We start from the raw sequence: 22980 nt of genomic DNA on the forward strand, positions 1-22980 counted from the left end.
GTTCAGGCAAATATCATCGAACTCAGCCTGCGGCGCCCGTTGAGGACGATGGGATCATTCGGCTTGAGCGCCTCGAAAATCGTGAAAAGCTGTTGCTTGGCGGCCTCGTCATTCCAGTCCGGTGCACGGCGGAACAGATCCAGAAGCACCTCCACGGCCTCCTCCGTCTGTCCCGACGCATAGAGTGCCTGTGCCAGGTCGAACCGGGCCTGATGATTTTCGGGATCGGCTTCCACAGCGGCGCGCAGGTCGCTCACCGGGCCGGCATCGGCCGCCTGCCGTGCCAGTTCCAGGGCCGCATGCGCGGCCTCCAGTTCCGGTGCCTTGCTGATTTCAGCGGGGGCACCGTTGAGTATTGCCTCGGCCTGATCCAGATCCTCCAGAGCGATATGCGCCCGGACCATCCCGGCATAAGCTTTAGCGTTCTTTGGATCTTCCTGCAGAATCGCGGCAAATGTCTGAACCGCGTCCGTGGCCGCGCCCTGGTCAAGCATCTCTTCAGCGGCTGTCACCGCGTCGTCAAGTCCGCCACCTTCGGCGTCCGCCCCCCCCCCGGCGGCGGCGATGACGCGTTGCACGAAGGCGTCGATCTCGGACCCGGCGATGGCACCCTGGAAGCCGTCGACGGGCTGGCCCTTCCAGAAGGCGTAGACTGTGGGAAGTGACTGGATCTGCAACTGTGCCGCGATCCGCTGGTTCTCATCCACGTTGACCTTGGCCATCTTCACCGAACCGTTGGCTTTCTTGACCGCTGATTCGAGGGCTGGCCCGAGGGTCTTGCAGGGCCCGCACCACGGCGCCCAGAAATCAACGATGACCGGCACGGTATTGGAAGCCTCGATCACATCGGCCATGAAATTGGCTTCCGAGACGTCCTTTACAAGGTCGGTTGCGGGCGGGGTCTGACCACCGAGTTCCAGCATGTCGTGCACTCCAGATCGCTTGATTTCGCCGTTCCGGTTTTACATGGCGTAGCGAAACCCGTGTTGCAAGGGCAGAAGCGGCGCACGGTTGACCTCATCGCGGTCTTACGTCGGGTTCCGGGGTTTCGGATGGCGCGTGTGCGTGGCCTTCACGGCTCTTGAAAGGTTCGCACTCAGAGGTCGAAGGTCGCGAACACCGGTGCGTGGTCCGATGGTTTCTCCCATCCCCGCGCATGGCGCAGGATACGGCTCGAATGTGCCGCGTTGCGAATGTCGCCGGAGGCCCAGACATGATCCAGCCGCCGGCCCTTGTCCGCGGCGTCCCAGTCCCGCGCGCGGTAGCTCCACCAACTGTAAAGCTGCCCCTCGGGGATGTCGGCTCGGGTCACATCGGACCAGCCGCCGGCCTCCTGCGCCGCGCCCAGGTGCTCGACCTCCACCGGGGTGTGGCTGACCACCTTGAGAAGCTGCTTGTGACTCCAGACATCATCTTCGCGCGGGGCGATGTTGAGGTCCCCAACGAGGATCGCCCTTTCAGGCCGGTCGCGATGAAACCAGTCCCGCATCTCGGTCAGGTAATCGAGCTTCTGTCCGAATTTCTCGTTCGCCTCCCGGTCGGGAACGTCGCCGCCCGCCGGAACGTAGAAATTGTGGATCAGAGTGCCGTCCTCCAGCCGTGCCGCGACATGCCGCGCATGCCCGAGCGTGGCGAAATCAAGGTCACCCGCATCCTCGATGGGTCGTTTTGAAAGGATTGCCACGCCATTGTAGCCTTTCTGGCCGCGAGCCACCATGTGACCATATCCCAGTTCGGCAAAGCGCGCCGTGGGGATCTTCTCGACCGGGCTCTTGCACTCCTGGAGGCACAGAAGGTCGGGGCCTTCCTCTTCCAGAAGGCGTGCGACAAGGCCCTCGCGGAGGCGGACCGAGTTGATGTTCCAGGTGGCTATGGTGAAGGGCATGGGCGCTCCGGTTGATCTCGACCCGCATTGGCTAGCAGATGCACGGGCTGCGGACCAGTGACCAGCAGCGCGTACGGGCGCACGCACCCAAAAAAAGGCCCCGGCACGCGGCCGGGGCCAGTCCAACAGGGAGGTGCATGTGATGGGTCCCGCACATGCAACGGGATCCTCGAATTCTTATGCTGCTCAGGCTGCGACAGCCTTGATCTGGAACAACACGGACTGTCTATGCCAGTAACCTGTACCCCCCGGCCTCGGTCACCAGAAGGCGGGCATTGGCGGGATCAGGCTCGATCTTTTGGCGCAGGCGGTAGATATGGGTTTCAAGCGTGTGGGTCGTGACGCCGGCATTGTAGCCCCAGACCTCGTGCAGCAGCACGTCACGCGGTACCACGCCATCGGTGGACCGATAGAGGAACTTTAGGATGTTGGTTTCCTTCTCGGTGAGCCGCACCTTGCGCTCATCCTCGCCCACCAGCACCTTCATCGCGGGACGGAACGTATAGGGCCCGAGCTGGAAAACCGCATCCTCGGACTGTTCGTGCTGGCGAAGTTGCGCGCGGATACGGGCCAGCAGGACCGGGAACTTGAACGGCTTTGTGACGTAGTCGTTGGCGCCCGCATCCAGCCCCAGGATCGTGTCGGCGTCGCCGTCATGACCTGTGAGCATCATGATCGGCGCCTTCACGCCCTGCTTGCGCATGAGCCGGCACAGCTCTCGCCCATCGGTATCCGGAAGACCCACATCGAGAATGACCAGATCATAGATCGCATCCTTGGCCTTGCTCATCGCGTCGGCGCCGTTGGCGGCCTCGAAGACATCGAAATCCTCGGTCATCACCAGCTGTTCGCTGAGCGCCTCGCGCAGGTCCTCGTCATCATCGACCAGCAGTATTTTCTTTAGCTGTCCCATGGATGGCTTCCTTGTGCTGTTTTACCAGACATGAGACAGCGAGATCGCCACGGCAAGGTCTGCAACATGACAATCACGCCGACGTGTTGGCCTGCGAGCGATTATTTCATTCAACGGCAAAAGCCTCTACATGAAAATGAATGTACTCTCAGGATGGCGACGACATGAGCCTTGCCCCCGACATCAACGAGTTGATCGCCCGCGCCAGGGCGGATTTGCGCATGGGTGTGCCGGTTCTTCTTGAGGGCGAGGACGGCGCGGCGCTCGTGCTTGCGGCGGAAACCCTTGAGCCGGCACGCCTGACGGCCCTGTCGAACCTCGGCGGCACGCCGGTGCTCGCGATCAGCGCCCGCCGGGCCGAAACACTGAAGGCGAGGGCCTATGACGGCGATCTGGCCCGGGTCGTGTTGCCCGAGGACGCCACGCCGGGCTGGGTACGTTCCGTGGCCGATCCCGCGGATGATCTGCGCAAACCGATGAAGGGGCCGCTCAGGACGCTGCGCGAGGGACCGGCGCGGATGCACAGGCTGGCGCTGACGCTGGTCAAGTCGGCGCGGCTGTTGCCCGCGGCGCTTGTGCTGGAACTCGGGGCCGATGTGGCATCGGTTGCGGAACCGGGCCTGACGACCTTGGACGCCGAGGTGGCGGCGTCGTCCCTGAAGCAGGTCAGCCCCCTGCACGAGGTGGTGAGCGCCCGGCTGCCGCTGGAAGTGTCGGATGCGGGACGGTTGCATGTCTTTCGCCCCGAGGATGGTGGTGAGGAACATTACGCAATCGAGATCGGCAAGCCACCACGTGACGCGCCGGTCCTGTCGCGGCTGCATTCGGCCTGTTTCACCGGCGACCTGATGGGCAGTCTCAAATGCGATTGCGGCCCGCAGCTGCGCGCGGCGCTTGCGCAAATGGGCGCCGAGGGTGCGGGTATTCTGCTCTATCTCAACCAGGAGGGCCGGGGCATCGGGCTGGCCAACAAGATGCGCGCCTACTCCCTGCAGGACGAGGGCTTTGACACGGTAGAGGCCAATCACCGGCTGGGGTTCGAGGACGACGAGCGCGATTTTCGCATCGGCGCCCAGATCCTCGGGGCGCTCGGTTTCTCTGTCGTGCGGCTCCTGACCAACAATCCCGGCAAGATCGACATCATGCGCCAGCAGGGTATCGAAGTGGCGGAAAGAGTGCCATTGAAGGTTGGCGAAAACGCACATAATCGCGGTTATCTGTCCACCAAGGCTGCAAAATCGGGTCACATGCTCTGAACGGGTCAACCGTAGCGTGCCACGAAATTGCGCAGTATCCTTTCGGGCGCGCATACATCCGCCGCACGGCACATCTCGATCAGGTCGTCGGCCGTCTCGGGCGGGAAATAGCCACGGTGCCGGTAAATCCTGATGCGGGTTTCGAAGCCTGCGGCATCGGCCTCGGGGTGGAACTGCGTCGCATAGACGTGCTGTCCGTGCCGAACCATCTGAAACGGGCAGGCGGGAGACGCGACGAGATGCGCGCATGTGTCGGGCAGGTTTTGCAGCGCCTCCTTGTGGCCGACAAACGCATCGAACCTGGCCGGCACCCCGTCAAGCAGCGGGTCATCCCGGCCGGACGGTGTCAATTCGCAGGCGGATGTGCCGACAGGTTCGGAATAGATGCCCTTGCCGACATCGGCACCAAGATGCTTGCCGAGAATGCCGATCCCGTAGCAGCATCCCAGGAACGGAAAATCCCGGCCGGTTATCGCGGGCATCAGTGACAGGACCGCGGCCTCGATCCGGGCCTCGGTTTCGCTCTTGTCGTGCGGGGCGTCGCTGACGCAGCCCGGTCCACCGCCGACGATCACGCCGGCCAGATCATCAAGGCACAGGTCCGCGGGCAAGGGTGCCTGATCCAGACGAATGCGCCGAACGCGCGCGGCTTCGAGGCCGCCCTTGCGCAAAATTGCGTCAAACTCGTTGTCGGCAGCCTCGTCTTCGGGTCGAAGCTGCAGGACGAGAAACGGTTTTTTCATCGGATTTCCCCCACGAACCGCCTTTCTGGTTGCCCCGTCCTGGCCGTCGGGTCAAGCGCCGGCGGCACGGCTTGACGCCGTCCTGCAAAAGAATACGCTGCGGCCGACGTCAAACCTTTCAAGGATTTTCCAATGGCCCAACGCCTCCATCTTGTCTTCGGTGGTGAGCTGAGCGATCCCACGCGCAATGTCTTCAAGGATGTCGATGACCTGCATATCGTCGGTATCTTCCCGGATTACGACAGTGCCTACAACGCCTGGAAGGCCGAGGCGCAGCGCACCGTGGACAATGCCCATATGCGGTATTTCATCGCCCATCTCCACAAGCTGCGTGATGAAGAATCGGCGGTCTCGCCCACCGAAGAACTCGGCTGAGCGGCGCGATGGGATTTTCGCCGAGTCTGGCCGCATACCTGGCTTGGGCGCGGCGTGGCTCGCAGAGCGACTACAAGATCGAAAGCGAGCGCCCGCAAGGAGAGCTTGTATGGGGCCACGCCACGAGCACGGCGCGTGCCGATGCCCTTTGCCAGTTGGCAGAACGGTTGAGGGTGCATCGCCCCGGCATTCATCTCTTGCTGACGGCCACCGAAGACGTGACGCGGCTTGCGTTCTCACGGGGACCGGTCATCTTGCAACCGTTGCCGGAGGACAGGTTCGGCCCGTGCGAAGCGTTCCTGTCGCATTGGGCCCCGGATATCTGTCTTTGGACCGGCGGGGACTTCAGGCCGACCCTGCTGACATGCGCCCGCCGCCATCGGGTGCCGCTTCACCTGATCGATGCCGATGTAACGCTTTTGTCAGGCCAGCGTTGGCATCGTCTCTGCGATCCGAACAGATCCCTGATCCGGCATTTCTCCGGTATCATGGCGCGATCCGAGGAGGCCGAGCGCCAATTGCGCCGGATCGGTGTGAAAGAGGCGGATATCGCCCTTGGTGGGCTTTTCCAGGCCGGCTCGGTTTCGCTGCCCTGCAACGAAGAGGACCGTGCGGCGGTATCCGCGTCGATGCGCGGGCGGCCGATATGGATGGCGGCAGCCGTGCAGCCCGACGAACTGGAGATCGTTCTGGGCGCGCATAGAAGGGTCACGCGCTTCGCGCACCGGCTGCTTTTGGTCATAGCACCCGCTCGGTCAGGGGATGTCGGGGCCTTTCGGGAAAGGATTGCTGCCGAGGGCTGGCGGCCCACGGTGTGGTCCGAAGGTCAGATGCCCGCCGAGACAACGCAGATAGTCCTGGCTGACACGCCCGAGGAGATGGGCCTCTGGTACAGGCTGGCTTCGGTCACGTTGATGGCCAGTTCGCTGGTGCCCGGGCATGGCGGGCGCGACCCGAATGAACCGGCGGCCCACGGATCGGCAATACTGTATGGCCCGAACAGCGGCCGGTACCTTGAAATATACGATCGTTTCGCCCAGGCAGGGGCTGCGCGGAGGGTGCATGAATCCGAAACGCTTGCCTCGGCCGTCGAGGACCTGATCGCGCCGGACCGATCCGCGGCGATGGCGCATGCCGCATGGGATTTGGCATCGCAGGGGGCAGAGGTGACGGACCGGATCATGGACCTGGTGCAGGACACCCTCGATGTGCTGGCAGCGCGGTGATGCGACCGCCGAAGTTCTGGAATGACCCTCCGGACCGGCTTTCGCCGGCGGCGCGGGTATTGTCACCGCTGGGGCGCCTGCATGCGTGGATCACGGCACGTCGCCTGGCCCGTGGAATGCCCTGTCATCCCGGAATTCCTGTCATTTGTGTGGGAAACTTGAACGCCGGTGGAACAGGAAAGACGCCTGCCGTCATTGCATTGACACACCGGTTGGCGGGGCAGGGCGTCAAGCCCGGCGTGGTTTCGCGCGGGTATGGCGGCAGGCTGCGCGGGCCTGTTCTGGTCGATCCGAAAACCCACACGGCCGAGGACGTCGGCGATGAACCGCTGTTGCTTTCGGCTTTCGCGCCGGTGCATGTGTCGCGGGAGCGGGCGGCGGGGGCACGGGCGGCTCGAGCGGCGGGCGCGGACGTGATCATTCTCGATGACGGGTTTCAAAACCCTCTGATTTCAAGGGATATATCAATAGTTGTCGTGGACGCCTCAGTGGGGTTCGGCAATGGGCTGTGCCTACCTGCGGGACCGTTGCGGGAACCTGTGGAGGCCGGCCTGGCACGGGCCGATCTGGTTCTGTCCGTGGGCGGCAAGGCCGCGCAGGACAGCTTCGATGCGAGATGGGCAAGCCGGGTGACCGTACCACGCATTCGGGGTGAGCTGCGCCCGCTTCGAACCGGTATGGACTGGACCGGTGCGCCGCTTCTGGCATTTGCCGGAATCGGCCATCCGGAAAAGTTTTTCCGGACGCTGCAATCACTCGGGGCAGATCTGTTGCGCGCAGAGGCCCTGGATGATCACCAGGCGCTGACCCCTGCGTTGATGCGCCGGCTTGAGCATGAGGCGCAGGCGGCCGGGGCGCAGATGGTGACCACGGAGAAGGACGCGGTGCGCTTGCCGGCCGAATTCCGGCGCAAGGTTCTGACGCTGCCGGTCCGGCTGGAAATCGACGATCCCGGCCCGCTGGACGCGGCACTGGCGCGGGTTCTGCGGGGCTGAGCACCATGGTCCTGTTCCGGTCATCCCCGGGGTCTTGACGCGGGTTTGTGAACGGAAATGCCGTATCAGCGGGGTATTTGCTTGTAGGGTGTTGCATTCAATCGGAAACGGGCCGGAGACGGGCACGCGTCCATTGGGGTGGGTGCGGAACGCACCTGCCTTGGGGCGAGCAGGCGCGTGCCCGTCGCAGGTGCGCCGGGCGGGTCACTCCTCCGGCGCCACGCACTCTAGATGAAAGGCGAAACAAGCCGGCGCGCGGGGGTCGTCGTGCCTGATCATGTGCCCTGATATCCGGGGCATTGACGGAAAACGGGCGCCCTCTGGGGGCGCCCGCAGGAAATTTCCGCGCGTTCAGGCTAGATCGAAGCGGTCGGCCTCCATGACCTTGGTCCAGGCAGAAACGAAATCACGCACGAACTTCTCGCGGCTGTCATCCTGCGCGTAGAGTTCCGAATAGGCGCGCAGCACCGAATTCGACCCGAAGACCAGATCGACCCGCGTAGCTGTCCATTTCGCCTTGTCCGACTTGCGGTCGCGGATTTCGTAAGTGCCACCTTCGACCGGAACCCAGGTGTTGGCCATGTCGGTGAGGTTGACGAAGAAATCCGTGCTCAGCGCGCCGGGCGAATCGGTGAAAACACCGTGCCCGGTGCCACCGTGGTTGGTGCCCATCACCCGCATTCCGCCCATGAGGACAGTCATTTCCGGCGCGGTGAGGCCCATGAGTTGCGTCCGGTCGAGCAGAAGTTCCTCGGGGCTGACCGCGTAGTCCTTCTTGAGCCAGTTGCGGTAGCCGTCGGCCAGAGGCTCCAGCACGTCGAAGCTTTCGGCGTCGGTCATCTCCTCGGTGGCGTCGCCACGACCGGGATTGAACGGCACGATCACGTCGAACCCGGCGGCCCTTGCTGCCTGCTCGACGCCCACATTGCCGGCCAGCACGATCACGTCGGCAAGCGAGGCGCCGGACTGAGCGGCGATGGGTTCGAGCGCCTTGAGCACCTTGCGCAGGCGTGCGGGTTCGTTGCCTTCCCAGTCGATCTGGGGGGCGAGACGGATACGTGCGCCGTTGGCGCCGCCGCGCATGTCGGAACCGCGGAAGGTGCGGGCACTATCCCATGCGGTGGCGACCAGTTCGCCCACCGGCAGGCCGGTTTCGGCGATCTGGCGCTTGACCCCGCCGATATCGTAATTGGTGGGGCCGGCGGGAACCGGATCCTGCCAGATCAAGTCCTCCTGCGGCACCTCGGGACCGAAATAACGGGCCTTCGGCCCCATGTCCCTGTGGGTCAGCTTGAACCATGCGCGCGCGAACGCCTCGTCGAACTCCTCGGGGTTGTTGTAGAACCGTTCGGAGATCTTGCGGTATTCCGGGTCCATCTTCATCGCCATGTCCGCATCGGTCATGATTGGGTTCAGGCGGATGGAGGGATCCTCCACATCGACGGGCTTGTCTTCTTCCTTGATGTCGACCGGCTCCCACTGGTTGGCCCCGGCGGGCGATTTCCGGAGTTCCCAGTCATAATTGAGAAGCAGGTGGAAATAGCCGTTGTCCCACTTGGTCGGATGTGTCGTCCAGGCGCCCTCGATGCCGGAGGTCACGGTATTGCGCCCCACGCCGCGCGATTTGTGATTGTTCCAGCCCAGACCCTGTTCGAAGACGTCCGCCGCTTCGGGCTCGGGGCCCAGTTCCTCGGCGTCGCCGTTGCCGTGGGTCTTGCCCACGGTGTGTCCGCCGGCAGTGAGCGCCACCGTTTCGTAATCGTCCATCGCCATGCGTGCGAAGGTTTCGCGAACCTGACCGGCCGTCTTCAGGGGGTCCGGATTGCCGTTCACGCCTTCCGGGTTCACGTAGATCAGGCCCATTTGCACCGCGGCCAGCGGGTTCTCCATCGTGGCCGGGTTCTCGACATCGTCATAGCGGTTGTCGGACGGGGCGAGCCATTCCTTTTCGGCGCCCCAGTAGGTGTCCTTTTCCGGGTGCCAGATATCCTCGCGGCCGAAGGAGAATCCGAAAGTCTTGAAGCCCATAGACTCGTAGGCGACGTTTCCGGCGAGGATGAACAGATCGGCCCAGCTGATCTTGTTGCCGTATTTCTTCTTGATCGGCCACAGCAGGCGGCGCGACTTGTCGAGGTTGGTGTTGTCGGGCCAGGAATTGAGCGGTGCGAAACGCTGGTTGCCGGTGCCGCCACCGCCGCGGCCATCCGCCAGACGATAGGATCCTGCCGCGTGCCATGCCATGCGGATCATAAGGCCGCCATAATGGCCCCAGTCGGCCGGCCACCAATCCTGGCTGTCGGTCATCAGAGCGGTAAGATCGGCCTTGAGCGCCTCCACGTCGAGCGCCTTGAGTTCCTCACGGTAGTCGAACTCCGGCGCGAGCGGATCGGTCTTGCGGTCATGCTGATGCAGGATGTCGAGGTTGAGCGCATTGGGCCACCAGTCCATGACGTCGGTCTCGCCGGTCGTGATCGCCCCATGCATGACCGGGCATTTGCCTTTCGTTTCGATATCGTTTCCGTCCATGTCTTTCTCCCGTTCTGGCTGAATGCTGCGGTCCGGGTGGGACCTGTGCGTTACTCGGCGCGCGCGGATACCCGCGCACGCCGCCCTGTCGCGCTGACTCGGTTGTAACAAATGGTTTCGATTAGTTTAAGTTGAATTTTCTGATACTTTGGATAATTTTTCCTTATGGCAGATTTTACCCTCAAGCAGCTCAGATATTTCGAGGCACTTGCGCGGCACGAGCATTTCGGGCGGGCGGCCTCGGCCTGCGCGATCTCTCAGCCGGCCTTGTCGATGCAGATCCGTGACCTTGAGGAAACGCTGGGCGCGGTCCTTTTCGAGCGGGGCGCACGACAGGTGCGGCTGACGATGTTCGGCGAGGAGTTCGCCGACCGGGCGCGCGGCGTATTGCGGTCGGTGGACGAGATGGGCGATCTGGCGCGGGCGTCGCAGGGGCGGCTCATGGGGCGGTTGCGGCTGGGCGTGATTCCGACGATCGCGCCCTATCTGCTGCCGACGTTGATCGGGGAACTGGGCCGGAACCACGAAGGGCTGGACATCCGGGTGCGCGAAACGCTTACGCCGAAACTTATCGCGGAACTGGAGGAGGGACGGCTGGACACCGCAATCGTGGCGCTGCCCGTGGGGGAGCCGGCGCTTGAGGAGGTGCCGCTTTTCGAGGAGGACTTCCTGCTGGTGCGTCCGCTGGCGGATGCCGGCAAGCCGGTGCCGGAGGCGGAGGGTTTGCGCGGGATGCGCCTGCTGTTGCTGGAAGAGGGGCATTGCTTCCGCGACCAGGCGCTTTCATTCTGCAACCTCACCCCGGCGCTGCCACGGGACGGGCTGGACGGAAGCTCGCTTTCGACGCTGGTTCAGATGGTCGGGGCGGGTATCGGCGTCACGCTGATCCCTGAAATGGCCGTGGCGGTCGAAACCCGCTCCGCGGCGGTTTCGGTGACGGGTTTCGATGCGCCGCGGCCGACCCGTACGGTGGGCATGGTGTGGCGGCGGACAAGCCCGTTGGCATCACAGATCAACGAAGTTTCCGAGGCGGTGCGCCGCGCCGCCCATACCCTTCGCGCGGACCATGCCACGTTGCTGGAAAAGGCGGCGCGGACCTCTTGAGCCGGTCGGGCGGCGCGCAACGCGTGACGCGTCTCAACCCGTGCCCGGCCGCATGGCCGCGCGGGCGATCACCAGTTCCTCGTTGGTGGGGATCACCATCACGCGTACCCGCGAGGTGCTGCTGCTTATCACCGTCTCGCCCGCCGCGTTGCGGTCTGCGTCAATCTCCACCCCGATCCAGCCCAGACCGTCGCAGGCACGGGCGCGTATCGGCGCTGCGTTCTCTCCGATGCCGCCGGTAAAAACGACCCCGTCCAGACCGTCCAGGGCTGCGGCCAGCCCGCCCAGTTCACGGCGGATGCGGAAGCAGAAATAATCGATCGCCTCGCCCGCCCGCCGATCATCGGAGGCCAGAAGCGTGCGCATGTCGTGGCTGAGCCCCGACATGCCAAGGAGTCCGGATTGTTTGTAGAGCAGGTCGGAAATCGCCCCGGCGTCCAGCCCTTCCTCCTGCATCAGGTAAAGGACGACGCCGGGATCGAGCTGACCGCAGCGGGTGCCCATCGGCAGCCCGTCCAGCGCGGAAAACCCCATCGACGACGCGATCGACCGCCCTCCGTGAAGCCCGCACATCGACGCGCCATTGCCGAGATGAGCCACCGCCACGCGGCCGTCATGAAGCGCCGGGTCCATCGTGGCCAGAGCACCCGAGATGTATTCGTAGCTCAGCCCGTGGAACCCGTAGCGGCGAACGCCCTTCTCGTAATAGGCGCGCGGCAGGGCGAAGGTATCGTTCACGAACGGGTGCCGGCGGTGAAAGGCGGTATCGAAACAGGCGATCTGGGCTGCGTCGGGAAAGGCGGCGAGGGCTGCGCGGATACCGGCAAGATTGTGCGGCTGGTGCAGTGGCGCGAAGGGCACGAACGCCTCCAGACGCGACAGGATGTCTGGAGTGATGGCGACGGGGGCGGAGAAATCCATGCCGCCATGCACCACCCGATGACCGACCGACATGACATCGGCCTCGGGGAAGGCTTCGCGGATGGCCGCAAGGGCGGCATCCAGCGCGCCCGCATGATCCCGCGCCCTCTCGGGGGGCAGTTCGCATTCCGACAGGGTGGAGTCATCGGCGCCGCGCAGGCGCAATGTCGCCGTTCCGCCGATCCTGTCGATCAGGCCGGTTGCCAGCACCTCGGGGTCGTTGGCCTGCGCGAAGAGTCCGAACTTGAGCGATGACGATCCCGCGTTGAGCACCAGAACATGGGTCATTCGCCGTCCTCCCGCTGCCAGTTGTGATGCAGCGCCGCGACCGCGCAGGAGGCGAGTCGGGACATATCGTCATCGGCGCGGGAATTCAGGATGATCGGCACCTTCGCCCCCAGTACCAGCCCCGCGCCCTCGGCGTGGCTGATATAGGTGAGCTGCTTGGCCAGCATGTTGCCGGCGTCGAGATTTGGCACCACCAGAACCTCGGCATGGCCAGCCACGGGCGAGGTAATGCCCTTGGCTCGGGCGGCGGCGATATCCACGGCATTGTCCATCGCCAGCGGCCCGTCCACCAGCCCGCCGGTGATCTGCCCGCGCTCCGCCATTTTCGACAGGAGCGCGGCATCGACCGATGAGGGTATATCGGGGTTGACGGTCTCGACAGCCGACAGCACGCCCACCTTCGGAGATTCTATCCCGAGGCTGACAGCCAGTTCGATGGCGTTCTGGACGATGTCGACCTTGGTCCTGAGGTCAGGGGCGATGTTGATGGCCGCGTCACTGACCAGCAGGGGGTGGGCCAGCCCCGGCACGTCCATCACGAAGACATGTGTCAGCCGCCGCCCGGCCCGCAATCCCCGTGCCTTGTCGAGCGTGGCGCGCAGCAGTTGATCGGTGTGCAGGTGGCCCTTCATCAGCGCCTCGGCGCGGCCCTCGTTGACCAGTGCCACGGCACGGCGGGCGGCGGCGTCATGGGCCGGCTCGTCCAGGATCTCGATCCCGTCGAGGTCTTCCTCCAGCGCCTCGGCCACCTCCCTGATCTTCGTGGCATTTCCGATCAGGATCGGTTCGATCAGGGTGTGCCGCCGTGCCAGAAGAGCACCGGCCAGAGCGTTCCGCTCCTCGGGGCAGACCACGGCCGTGACCAGCGCGGGCAGCGGTGCGGCGCGCGCAAGGAACTTCTCGAAATGGCGGTGCCGCTGCACCACGAGACCGGGCAGATCGTGGCTGGAATAGCTGAGCTTGCGGCGCGGGGCCTCGACCTCGGCAACGCCCGAAAGGATCAGCGCGTCGTCGGAAAGGCGGCGCACCTCTGTTGCAAGCGTTAGCGTGTAGTCCTTCTCGTTCATGCCGGTGACGGTGACCCGGCTTTCAAGTTCGTCACCCGCATGGGCGCGGTTGTGGAACACGAGGCTCTGGGCACGGTAAAGCGTGCCTGCGCCGGGCAGCAGGTTGCCGATCACCGCCGAAACGAGGGCGCCAACGAACATTCCGGGCGCCACCGCTTCGGGGGTTCCGTCGCCATCGCCGTCGGCATCGAAGATGTGCATCGGGTTGTGATTGCCCGATATGTTGGCGAAAGCGAGCAGATCGTCCTGCGTGCAGAGCCGGCGCAGGCTTTCGCTGCTTCCGGGTTCAAGCTCGTCGAAGGGGCGGTTTTCTATCTTCACGTTCGGGCGACCTTTCCGTTTTTCTGTGCGGGTGCCGCGGCCGGATCGGCGCGGCGGCTGTCCGCAATCATCCGGCAGCACCCGCATGACAGGCCGGTGACACCCCGATGCGACGCGTTGTCCCTGCCCGCGGCGGCACCGGAGCCAATCCTATTTCTGTCCGATCCGGGGCTCTGTCCCGGCCCGCAGACGTTCGACATTCTGGCGGTGGCGCAGAAAGACCAGCAAGGTCAGCACCGCACCCAGAAGAAAGGCGGTTCCGTGTCCCAGCAGCACCAGCCAGATGGTCGAGCTTGCCGCTGCCGTGATCGCGGCCAGCGACGAGATGCGCCCGAGTCCTGCAGTGGCAAGCCACGTCAGGCAGCAGGCGATCCCGGCCGGCCATGCGACGGCCAGCATGATCCCCAGGAATGTAGCAACCCCCTTGCCGCCACGAAAACCAAGCCAGACCGGGAAACAATGCCCGAGGAAGGCCGTGAGGCCGGCCAGCTGTGCCGCGTCGGCGCCCGCCATCCAGCGCGCCATCAGCACCGCCACCGCGCCCTTGGCGGCATCGAGCAGCAGGGTCGCGGCCGCGGCGCCCCTGGACCCGGTGCGAAGCACGTTGGTGGCGCCGATATTGCCCGACCCGATGTTGCGCAGGTTTCCCAGCCCCAGCCCTTGCGCAATGAGCAGGCCGAAAGGGATGGAACCCAGGACGTAACCCAGTATGGCCCAGAGCAGGAGGATCGCGCCTGTGCTTTCGATATCGGGCATCAGCAGGCCTCGTATACGGGACGTCCAGCGACGTAGGTCGCCGCGACTCTACCCTGAAGGCGGGCGCCGTCAAACGGGGTGTTCTTGGATTTAGAGCGCAGCGTTTCGCGGTGCAGTATGAACGGGCGGCCTGCATCGAAGCGCACAAGGTCCGCCGGGGCGCCGGGCGAGAGACGCCCCGCCGCAAGCCCGAGCCGCCGGGCCGGGTTGAGCGACAGCGCCCGAAAGAGCGTTGGCATGTCCAGATCGCCGGCGTGATAGAGCCGGAGCGCGGCGGGCAGCAGGGTCTCGAGCGCCACGGCCCCGCTGGCCGCCTCCTCGAATGGCAGGCGCTTGCTTTCCTCGTCCTGGGGCGTGTGCATCGAACTGATGATATCGATCAGCCCCTCGCGCAGTGCCGTGACGACGGCTTGCCGGTCATCCTCGGAGCGCAACGGCGGCTTGACCTTGAAGAAGGTGCGGTAATCGGCGATGTCGCGATCGTTGAGTGTAAGGTGATGGATCGAGGTGCCGGCGGTAATGTCGAGCCCGTTGCGCCTGGCCCGTTCCAGAGCGGGAAGGGCGCGGGCGGTGGTGATCTGGTCGGCGTGGTACCGCGCGCCGGTCATCTCCAGCAGGGCGATGTCGCGGTCCAGCCCCATCCGCTCGGCCATAGGGGTCACGGCCGGCAGGCCCCTGAGCGAGGCGAACTTGCCCGATGTGGCCGCGGCCCCGCGCGACAGCCCCGGTTCCTGCGGATGCGCGATGACCAGCGCGCCGAGCGCGGCGGCATATGTGAGGGCCCGCGACAGCACCCGAGTGTCCGCGGTGACATGGTCGCAATCGGTAAAGGCCACGGCCCCGGCATCCATGAGAAACCCGATCTCAGTCATCTCGCGGCCTTCCCGGCCCTTGGTGAGCGCGGCCATGGGCAGGACATTCACCGGCGCGGCCGCATTGGCACGGCGGGCGACGAATTCCAGCGCCTCGGGCGTGTCGATGGCGGGCAGGGTATCGGGGCGGGTGGCCATCGTGGTGACACCGCCCGCCGCCGCGGCCAGGCCCGCAGAGCGGAAACTTTCCTTGTGCCGTTCGCCGGGTTCGCACACCTTGACGCCGATATCGACAATGCCGGGTGCAAGGTAATGGCCGCCGCAATCGACCCGCTCGTCCGCCTCTGGCGTGGCGGTCTCGCTGCCGATGGCGCGGATGGTGCGGCCTTCAACCAGAAGCCAGCCCGGCGCATCGGTGCCCTGTTCTGGATCGATCAAGCGGGCGTTGGTGAAAAGCGTCGTGGTCATTCCTCGGCCTCATTCGAACCGGGTTCCTCGTTCCAGTGCTCAGCATTCAGAACGGTTACTCGTTTCGAAAACACGCGATGAAACTGCTCAAGATGTTCTGCCAGCCATTCGTGTTGCCGTTCCCAATCGCCTATCCGCGAGAAATCCACTCCATCTTTGCTGAGACTGATACGGGCGCCCTTTCTTCCCGGAAGTTCGTCCCAGTCTAGTTTTTGCCCGAACGCGGATTCAATTTCCGCACGCTTTTCAAACAGTAGGTGAAAGAACTGTTTTGCATCATCTGAGTACATGAACAGTTCAGCCCGGATTCTGTTTTCACGGCTGTTAACCGAGGCTGTGATACGGAAGCCGGTTCTTCCCACGGAGTAATTCTGCCAGTGCTGCGGCCTTCCAGACCTAGTTTTCAATGGACCGTTACGCCGCTCGATGAGGGTATTGAGCGTTTGCCAGTACTCCAATTGCAAGGCTTTTGTTTCAGTGACTTCATCTCCAGATGCGGCTCGTTTGGCCTCATTCGTACTCCGCGACCAGTCATTCGGCTTACTCACCACGTTGAACTTGGGGGCGGCGGGGCTACCGCCGATACGCCAAAGCTCCACCTCGAGCGCGAAGAAGCGCACCTCGCTGTCGGTGATCTCGTTAAGCCAGTCCATCGCCGCGCGGTGCTCATCCGCCACCCGCGCGGCGATCCAGACGATGGTGACCGCATCGAGTCCGGCGGCATACGTCATCAACTGCCCCAGGTGCGTGTGATCGGTGCGCTCGAGCTGGTTCTCCACCAGCACCCAGCGGTCGGAGAGCGTGTCTTTGCACAGGATATCGGCGCGGAACGGGCCGACGTTTTGTTCCACCGCTTCCAGTTCCAGATCGATGCCTAGCGTTTCGCCAAGAAGTACCAGATTGTCCTCGCGCGCAAGCCACGGAGTGAAATGCTGTGCCTCGCTCTGCCAGATGTCGCGCAGATCCACCCGCTCCAGCCGCCCCAGCCCGCTCATGCCGCCACCCAGACCATGACGGCCGTCAGAGCCGCGATGACCAGAAGTGCAATCATCGCGATGCGGCCCGACATCCTCGGATCCCTGGGTTCCTTCATTGCGGTTCTCCCGATGTCAGGCCGGCGGCGCTGCGAAGTCGCGCCTCGACGCCCGCGCGATCAGCCTGGTACTTGATGAGATGCTTGTCGCCTGAGCGCGTGACCACCTGTACGGCACTGCCGAGGCCGCGGAGCCTCTCGATCTCCGACAGGCGCAAGGCGCGGGTCTGGGGACCGAGAAGGCGCCGGTCGGTCAGGTCCCAGCGGGCCGCGAGCTCGTCCGAGGCGACGTAGAAGGCCCGGACCGCCACCGCGGCCAGCCCGCCCACGGCGCCGGTCCAGAGATGAGGGTTGCCGATCATCCAAAGCACAGCCATGCCGACCGCCATAGCGCCCGCGGCCAGCCAAGCGTGATCGCGCCAGTAGGTCGCCCGGTCGGGATGAAAACTGGCGATCAAGCACTCTCCGTCTTCCAGAGCGGTTGTCGGGGTCATCGCGGAACCGGTGGCGCCATCGGTCATTCCAGCACTCCGAGAATGAAAAGCGCCATCGCCAGCAGCGCCGCGCCGATGAGCAGGAACATGCCCCGGCCGCCGCCCCGCCGATCCTCGGACGAGGGGGGACCGGTGGCGCCGGCATTGCCACGCGCGGCCGCGTCGGGCAACGGATCGAAGGACACGGGCGGGCGGTCCTCGTGGAAGGTGCCGACATGGATCAGCGGCGCGCGAGGCGCGAGCGTCTGGCCCGTGCCCCCGGCAACGGCGCGCGACGGCAGCACCAGGACATGGCCGGTGATCGCGTCGAGGCGGGCGCGCATCGGTGCCAGCTCCTGCTCCGGGATGCCCATGCCCTCGGACAGGTACCCCGAAAGGCCGAGGCCCGCCAGATCGGCGACGTCGAAGACTTCGGCCTCGGCGGCATCGAGATGCCCCGCCCCGAGCGCCGCGGCGGGATCGAAACCGGAGATCCCGGTCGGTGGCAGGTCGATCCGGAAGACCCGGACGGTGCCGGTTTCGTGCGGCTGGATCGTGATTCGTTCGCTCATGCCATCACCGTGTCCGGCGCCGCGCGCATGTTGCGTGCCAGAAGGTCCATCGCCGCCATGCGTACCGCTACTCCCATCTCGACCTGTTCCTGGATGACGCTGCGCGCCGGATCGTCGGCGACTTCCCCGTCGATCTCGACACCGCGGTTCATCGGGCCGGGATGCATCACGATCGCGTCGGGCGCGGCGTGCGACAGCTTGTCGGCGTCGAGACCGTAGCGGAAATAGTACTCGCGTTCCGAGGGGATGAAGCCGCCGTCCATCCGTTCGCGCTGCAGGCGCAGCATCATCACAACGTCGGCGCCGACCAGTCCGCTTTCCATGTCGTGGCATACCTCGACGCCGAAATCCGCGATCCGGGCGGGCATCAGCGTGGGCGGGCCGACGAGGCGGATTCGGTTTTCCATCTTGCCCAACAGAAGGATGTTGGACCGCGCCACGCGGCTATGGGCGATGTCACCGCAGATCGCCACCGTCAGCCGGTGCAGACGCCCCTTGGCGCGGCGGATCGTGAGCGCATCGAGAAGGGCCTGGGTGGGGTGTTCGTGCCGTCCGTCACCGGCGTTGATCACCGCGCAGTTCACCTTTTGCGCCAGCAGGTCCACGGCGCCCGATTGCGGGTGGCGCACGACCAGAAGGTCAGGGTGCATGGCGTTGAGAGTGGTTGCGGTGTCGATCAGGGTTTCGCCCTTGCGGATCGAGCTGGCCTGCATGGCCATGTTCATCACGTCGGCACCGAGGCGCATTCCGGCGAGTTCGAAACTGGCCTGGGTGCGGGTGGAGTTCTCGAAGAACATGTTGATCTGGGTCAGCCCGGCCAGCGCGCCGGCATGTTTCTGATTCCGGCGGTTGAGATCGACATACTGGTCGGCGAGGTCCAGCACCGCCGTGATCTCGGGCGGCGAAAGCGGCTCGATCCCGAGAAGGTGGGCTTGTGTGAAACTCATGCGCTGTGTCTCCCGGGCCGGTCCAACGCCGCTTATAGGAATGCTGCGCGCGGGGGGCAAGGCGCCGCGCGCGATGGTGCCTTTTCCGTGGCGGCGGGGCAGGGTACCCTCCGGGCATGGATTCGCAGCCCGATTTTCACGCCGCGAAGGCGCTTCTGGAATGGCAACTGGAACTCGGCGCGACCGAGGCGATCGGCGATGCGCCGGTAAATCGCTACGAGCTGGCCGGCAGGGAACCGGCGCCACGCGCCACCGGGCGCCTTGAGCCGCGGGCGTCACCGCCCGTGATCGGGAAAGCGGAAGATCCCGTGGCCGCGGCCCGCGCGGCGGCGGAGGCGGCAGGCGACCTGGCGGCGCTGCGCGCCGCGATGGCGGATTTCGAACATTGCGAGCTCAAGAGGGGCGCGCGCAACCTGGTCTTCGCCGATGGCGATCCGGCGGCGCGGGTGATGATCCTGGGCGAGGCGCCCGGCCGCGATGAAGACCGGCAGGGGCTGCCCTTCGTGGGACGGGCCGGGCGGTTGCTGGACCGTATGCTGGAGGCGATCGGACTGGCCCGTCATGCGGAAGCGTGCGGCAAATCGGTCTATATCAGCAATGTGCTTCCGTGGCGTCCTCCGCAGAACCGCGATCCGAAACCGGAAGAGATCGCCATGCTTTTGCCGTTCGTGGAGCGGCATGTGACACTGGTGGCGCCCGAAATCGTGGTTCTGATGGGCAACATCAGCTGTCAGGCGGGAATGGGTCAGCGCGGCATCACCCGGCTGCGCGGCCACTGGGCGCAGGCCTATGGCAAACCGGCGCTGCCGATGTTCCACCCCGCCTACCTGCTGCGCAACCCGGCGGCCAAGCGCGAGGCGTGGGCGGACCTACTGGAGCTGCAGGCAAGGCTGAGGGAAAACATGAAATGAGGATACTGGCGTTCTCCGATCTTCACGCGGTGCGGCATCGGGCAGAAGCAATCGTCGCGGCAAGCCGGGATGCGGATCTGGTGATCGGTGCTGGCGACTTCTGCAACATGCGCCGGGGATTGCCCGGGGCGATGAATCTTCTGTCCGGGCTGGTGGCGCCCATGGTGGCGGTGCCCGGCAACGCCGAAAGTACGGACGAGCTTCGGGACGCGGCCCATGCCGGGACAACGGTCCTGCATGGCGAGGGGATCGAGTTCGGTGGGCTGCACCTGTTCGGGCTGGGGTGCGGCGTGCCGGTGACGCCGTTCGGCGCGTGGTCCTGTGATCTTTCCGAAGCCGAGGCGGCGGCGCTGCTGGCGCCCTGCGTCCAAGCGGATATCATGATCCTGCATTCCCCGCCCCGCGGCGTCGCGGACGTGACCTCGGGTGGGCAATCCGTGGGTTCGGAGGCGATCCGCGCGGCGATCGAGCGCATCCAGCCCCGTTTCGCCGTCTGCGGTCATGTCCATGACAGCTGGGGCACGGCCGGCCGGATCGGGCGCACCGAGGTGATCAACCTCGGGCCGGCGCCCAACCGGTTCGAGGTGGCGCCGTGATCGACCCGGTGCTGCTTCTGGCGTTCGTCCCGGCCGCGCTGGCGCTGAACCTCACGCCGGGGGCGGACATGATGTTCTGCCTCGGGCTCGGCCTGCGCTCGGGGCCGCGGGCTGCGGTGGCGGCGAGTGCGGGCATCGCGGTGGGCGGCATGGTGCATGTCAGCCTCGCCGGGCTGGGCCTTGGTGCAGCGGTGTCGGCGCTGCCTTGGCTGCTGGATGTGATCCGTTGGATCGGGGTGGCCTACCTGCTGTGGCTTGCGGTCTTCGCGCTGCGGCGGGCTTCGCCGGCGGAGATGGCCGCGCCGGCGATCAGGGGGGGGCGGGCGTTCCGCGAGGGGCTTTTGGTCAACCTGCTCAATCCCAAGGTGATCCTTTTCGTGCTGGCCTTCGTGCCGCAATTCGTGGAGCCGGCACGCGGCGCGGTTCTGGTCCAGTTCCTGATCTTCGGCGCGATCCTGAGCCTTGGTGGCCTGGTGATCAACGCGGCGGTCGGACTGTCCGCTGGCGGTGCGGCGCGGCGCATCGCGGGATCGGCACGGTTTACACGTGGACTGGGCTATGCCAGTGCGCTGATATTCGCGGCACTGGCCCTGCGGCTGGCCTTCATGCAAAGGAGCTGATCCATCATGAGCCGGATCGACGAAAGCAAGGATTTCATCCCCGTGCGGATCGCTGTCCTGACCGTCAGCGACAGCCGCGGAATGGAGGAGGACCGTTCCGGCGAGGTGCTGGTGGCGCGGATCGAGGCGGCGGGCCACGTTCTGGCCGACCGGATGATCGTGCGTGACGAGCGTGACCAGATCGCCGGGCATTTGCGCGACTGGATCGCGGACCCTGACGTGGATGTCGTGATTTCGACCGGCGGCACAGGCCTGACCGGGCGTGATGTGACCGTGGAGGCGCATCGCGATGTCTACGAAAAGGAGATCGACGCGTTCGGCACCGTTTTCACGCATGTTAGCCTCGCCAAGATAGGCACAAGCGCGGTGCAGTCGCGTGCCACCGGCGGGGTTGCGGGAGGTACCTACCTGTTCGCGCTGCCCGGAAGCCCGGGCGCCTGCAAGGATGCATGGGACGAGATTCTGGCGCCGCAGTTCGATTACCGGCACCGGCCCTGCAATTTCGTCGAGATCATGCCGCGGCTGGCCGAGCATCAGCGGCGCAAGTAGAGCGCCGCCGGGTTATTTCCGCCCCGTATCGATGGGGCAGTCCGACGGAAAGGATGGCGCGGTGCGTTCAAACAGTGCGCTGAGCTTGGTTTTCCGGGTGATTCGCTTACATTCGCACCATGCGCCCGGCACGGGCGCGACAAGGATTTGGGCCCGATGCGATTTTTGCGCCAGAGTCTGACCGGTCTGCTCATGTTGTCCCTTACACTGGGGCTGCTGGCCTATGCCGGACAGATGATTTTTTCCGCCGTTTCCGAACGTATGGCGAAGGAGCCACAGGTGCCGCAGCGGCGCGAACGCGTTTTCGCCGTCAACCTTGTGAAGGCATCCGAAGGCACGGCCATGCCGGTCCTGAAAGCCTTCGGCGAGATCAGCAGCCGCCGCACGCTTGAGATCCGGGCCAAGACCGGTGGCACCCTGGTCGAGTTGGCGGAGACCTTCGAGGAGGGTGCATCCGTATCCGCGGGGCAGCTTCTGGCGCGGATCGACCCGGCGGATGCACAATCGGCGCTGGAGCGGGCGCGCAGCGATCGCATGGATGCCGAAGCCGAAGTGCGCGATGCGAAACGGGCGTTGGCACTGGCGCGCGATGAACTGGCCGCCGCTCAGTCCCAGGAAGAGCTGCGTGCGAAAGCGCTGACGCGTCAGCGCGATCTCGAAGAGCGCGGCGTTACCACTGCGGCGACGGTCGAAACGGCCGAGCTGGCCTATGCGCAGGCGCGGCAGACGGTGCTTGCCCGGCGCCAGGCCCTGACAGCGGCCGAAGCGCGGACGGATCAGGCGCGCACGCGGCTGAAGCGCGCTGCAATCGCCCTGGCCGAAGCGCGGCGGCGGCTGGAGGACACACGCATCACCGCCGGCTTCACCGGCACGCTGAGCGATGTCGCGGTTGTCGAGGGCGGGTTGGTTTCGGCCAATGAACGGCTGGCCGACCTGATCGATTCGCAGGCCCTGGAAGTGGCTTTCCGGGTGTCCACGCCGCAATATGCACGGCTGCTGGACGGGACTGGCGACCTGCTGACCGCGCCGGTGACGGCGGTTCTGGAATCCTATGGCATGGACCTTGAGGCGCAAGGCCGCATTACAAGAGCCGGCGCGGCGGTGGGCGAAGGGCGCACCGGGCGGGTGATCTTTGCACGGCTGGAAGCGGCACCCGGCCTGAAGCCGGGCGATTTCGTCACCGTTCGGGTCGAGGAGCCGCCGCTGGAGCGGGTGATCCGGCTGCCGGCCTCGGCACTGGGGCCGGATGGCGATGTCCTGGTGATCGACGCGGAGGAGCGGCTGCAATCGATCCCCGTGACGCTGATGCGTCGGCAGGGGGATGACATCCTGGTGCGGGCCGCGGCACTGGACGGGCGCGAGGTGGTGGCCGAACGCACGCCGCTGCTGGGGGCCGGGATCAAGGTGCGGCCGCTGCGCGGCGGGGCGGCGCGCACGAACGCCGGCAAGGATGAACAGCTGGTCGAACTGAGCGCCGACCGGCGGGCGCGTCTTCTGGCCTTCGTGCGCGGGCAGACGGACATGCCCGAAGCGGTGCGCTCGCGGTTGCTGGGCCAGATCGAGAGCGGGCGCGTTTCGGCGCGTGTGATAGAGCGCCTTGAAACCCGGATGGGAGGATAGGGC

At 65.3% G+C, this 22980-nt stretch carries 23 protein-coding genes; 10 read left to right on the plus strand and 13 right to left on the minus strand.

Going from position 1 to position 22980, the window contains the following annotated elements; all coding sequences use genetic code 11:
* Positions 1-2 precede the first annotated feature (2 nt).
* The 3 genes from trxA to DQW77_RS03200 form a co-directional block, all read right to left on the minus strand.
* Complete coding sequence (gene trxA, locus DQW77_RS03190) at positions 3-923, minus strand: thioredoxin (RefSeq protein ID WP_113256734.1); 921 nt, start codon at positions 921-923, stop codon at positions 3-5.
* 173 nt (positions 924-1096) lie between these two features.
* Positions 1097-1885: an exodeoxyribonuclease III gene (locus DQW77_RS03195; RefSeq protein WP_113256735.1), complete on the minus strand. Its 789-nt coding sequence runs from the start codon at positions 1883-1885 to the stop codon at positions 1097-1099.
* A 226-nt stretch (positions 1886-2111) separates the two neighbouring features.
* On the minus strand, positions 2112-2798 hold the full coding sequence (locus tag DQW77_RS03200) for a response regulator transcription factor (RefSeq protein ID WP_113256736.1): 687 nt from the start codon (positions 2796-2798) through the stop codon (positions 2112-2114).
* A 164-nt stretch (positions 2799-2962) separates the two neighbouring features.
* On the opposite strand from DQW77_RS03200, the gene ribA reads away from it, so the two are divergent.
* Positions 2963-4054, plus strand: coding sequence for a GTP cyclohydrolase II (ribA, locus tag DQW77_RS03205; protein ID WP_113256811.1), 1092 nt, complete (start codon positions 2963-2965; stop codon positions 4052-4054).
* A 5-nt stretch (positions 4055-4059) separates the two neighbouring features.
* Here the strand turns inward: ribA and DQW77_RS03210 are convergent, their stop codons facing one another.
* Entirely contained in the window at positions 4060-4797 is a 738-nt protein-coding gene (locus DQW77_RS03210) for a glutamine amidotransferase (protein ID WP_113256737.1), read from the minus strand.
* A 132-nt stretch (positions 4798-4929) separates the two neighbouring features.
* Between DQW77_RS03210 and DQW77_RS03215 the strand changes: the two genes are divergently transcribed.
* Genes DQW77_RS03215 through lpxK form a run of 3 tightly spaced genes read left to right on the plus strand, consistent with a single transcriptional unit; the run spans position 4930 to position 7393 of the window.
* Complete coding sequence (locus DQW77_RS03215) at positions 4930-5172, plus strand: DUF4170 domain-containing protein (protein ID WP_113256738.1); 243 nt, start codon at positions 4930-4932, stop codon at positions 5170-5172.
* Between the two features lie 8 nt (positions 5173-5180).
* Positions 5181-6398, plus strand: coding sequence for a 3-deoxy-D-manno-octulosonic acid transferase (locus DQW77_RS03220; RefSeq protein WP_113256739.1), 1218 nt, complete (start codon positions 5181-5183; stop codon positions 6396-6398).
* Positions 6398-7393, plus strand: a complete 996-nt coding sequence (lpxK, locus tag DQW77_RS03225; RefSeq protein ID WP_113256740.1) for a tetraacyldisaccharide 4'-kinase — start codon at positions 6398-6400, stop codon at positions 7391-7393. Before DQW77_RS03220 ends, lpxK begins: the two co-directional genes overlap by 1 nt.
* Before the next feature lie 351 nt (positions 7394-7744).
* Here lpxK and katG read toward each other — a convergent pair whose 3' ends face one another.
* Positions 7745-9919 (minus strand): catalase/peroxidase HPI, encoded by a 2175-nt coding sequence (gene katG, locus DQW77_RS03230; protein WP_113256741.1) that lies wholly within the window; start codon positions 9917-9919, stop codon positions 7745-7747.
* Positions 9920-10084: 165 nt separating this feature from the next.
* Between katG and DQW77_RS03235 the strand changes: the two genes are divergently transcribed.
* Positions 10085-11023, plus strand: coding sequence for a hydrogen peroxide-inducible genes activator (locus DQW77_RS03235; RefSeq protein WP_113256742.1), 939 nt, complete (start codon positions 10085-10087; stop codon positions 11021-11023).
* 33 nt (positions 11024-11056) lie between these two features.
* On the opposite strand, the gene DQW77_RS03240 is transcribed toward DQW77_RS03235, so the two are convergent.
* The 8 genes from DQW77_RS03240 to DQW77_RS03275 all read right to left on the minus strand — a co-directional run bounded on the left by DQW77_RS03240 (position 11057) and on the right by DQW77_RS03275 (position 18681).
* Positions 11057-12232: an acetate/propionate family kinase gene (locus tag DQW77_RS03240; protein ID WP_113256743.1), complete on the minus strand. Its 1176-nt coding sequence runs from the start codon at positions 12230-12232 to the stop codon at positions 11057-11059.
* On the minus strand, positions 12229-13620 hold the full coding sequence (locus DQW77_RS03245) for a bifunctional enoyl-CoA hydratase/phosphate acetyltransferase (RefSeq protein ID WP_113256812.1): 1392 nt from the start codon (positions 13618-13620) through the stop codon (positions 12229-12231). Before DQW77_RS03245 ends, DQW77_RS03240 begins: the two co-directional genes overlap by 4 nt.
* A gap of 150 nt (positions 13621-13770) precedes the next feature.
* Positions 13771-14376, minus strand: coding sequence for a glycerol-3-phosphate 1-O-acyltransferase PlsY (gene plsY, locus DQW77_RS03250; protein ID WP_113256744.1), 606 nt, complete (start codon positions 14374-14376; stop codon positions 13771-13773).
* Positions 14376-15656 carry a dihydroorotase gene (gene pyrC, locus DQW77_RS03255; protein ID WP_113256745.1) on the minus strand — a complete coding sequence of 427 codons (1281 nt, stop codon included), beginning with the start codon at positions 15654-15656 and terminating at the stop codon, positions 14376-14378. The genes plsY and pyrC overlap by 1 nt, the downstream gene beginning before the upstream one ends.
* Positions 15653-16651: a DUF4268 domain-containing protein gene (locus DQW77_RS03260; protein WP_113256746.1), complete on the minus strand. Its 999-nt coding sequence runs from the start codon at positions 16649-16651 to the stop codon at positions 15653-15655. Before DQW77_RS03260 ends, pyrC begins: the two co-directional genes overlap by 4 nt.
* Before the next feature lie 94 nt (positions 16652-16745).
* Positions 16746-17210 carry a hypothetical protein gene (locus DQW77_RS03265; RefSeq protein ID WP_113256747.1) on the minus strand — a complete coding sequence of 155 codons (465 nt, stop codon included), beginning with the start codon at positions 17208-17210 and terminating at the stop codon, positions 16746-16748.
* A complete protein-coding gene (locus tag DQW77_RS03270) occupies positions 17207-17734 on the minus strand; it encodes a hypothetical protein (protein ID WP_113256748.1) in 528 nt (175 codons plus the stop codon). Before DQW77_RS03270 ends, DQW77_RS03265 begins: the two co-directional genes overlap by 4 nt.
* The gene (locus DQW77_RS03275; RefSeq protein ID WP_113256749.1) at positions 17731-18681 is read right to left on the minus strand and encodes an aspartate carbamoyltransferase catalytic subunit; all 951 of its coding nucleotides are present in this window, start codon (positions 18679-18681) and stop codon (positions 17731-17733) included. Before DQW77_RS03275 ends, DQW77_RS03270 begins: the two co-directional genes overlap by 4 nt.
* 116 nt (positions 18682-18797) lie before the next feature.
* Between DQW77_RS03275 and DQW77_RS03280 the strand changes: the two genes are divergently transcribed.
* The 5 genes from DQW77_RS03280 (at position 18798) to DQW77_RS03300 (ending at position 22977) form a co-directional block, all read left to right on the plus strand.
* Entirely contained in the window at positions 18798-19592 is a 795-nt protein-coding gene (locus DQW77_RS03280; RefSeq protein ID WP_113256750.1) for a uracil-DNA glycosylase family protein, read from the plus strand.
* Complete coding sequence (locus tag DQW77_RS03285; protein WP_113256751.1) at positions 19589-20188, plus strand: metallophosphoesterase family protein; 600 nt, start codon at positions 19589-19591, stop codon at positions 20186-20188. The genes DQW77_RS03280 and DQW77_RS03285 overlap by 4 nt, the downstream gene beginning before the upstream one ends.
* Positions 20185-20808, plus strand: a complete 624-nt coding sequence (locus tag DQW77_RS03290) for a LysE family translocator (RefSeq protein ID WP_113256752.1) — start codon at positions 20185-20187, stop codon at positions 20806-20808. The genes DQW77_RS03285 and DQW77_RS03290 overlap by 4 nt, the downstream gene beginning before the upstream one ends.
* A gap of 6 nt (positions 20809-20814) precedes the next feature.
* Positions 20815-21357: a molybdenum cofactor biosynthesis protein B gene (gene moaB, locus DQW77_RS03295; RefSeq protein WP_113256753.1), complete on the plus strand. Its 543-nt coding sequence runs from the start codon at positions 20815-20817 to the stop codon at positions 21355-21357.
* Positions 21358-21513: 156 nt separating this feature from the next.
* Positions 21514-22977, plus strand: a complete 1464-nt coding sequence (locus tag DQW77_RS03300; RefSeq protein WP_113256754.1) for an efflux RND transporter periplasmic adaptor subunit — start codon at positions 21514-21516, stop codon at positions 22975-22977.
* The last annotated feature ends 3 nt before the right edge of the window (positions 22978-22980 follow it).

It is taken from the genome of Roseovarius sp. TE539 (assembly GCF_003298505.1).
Taxonomy (GTDB): Bacteria; Pseudomonadota; Alphaproteobacteria; order Rhodobacterales; family Rhodobacteraceae; genus Roseovarius.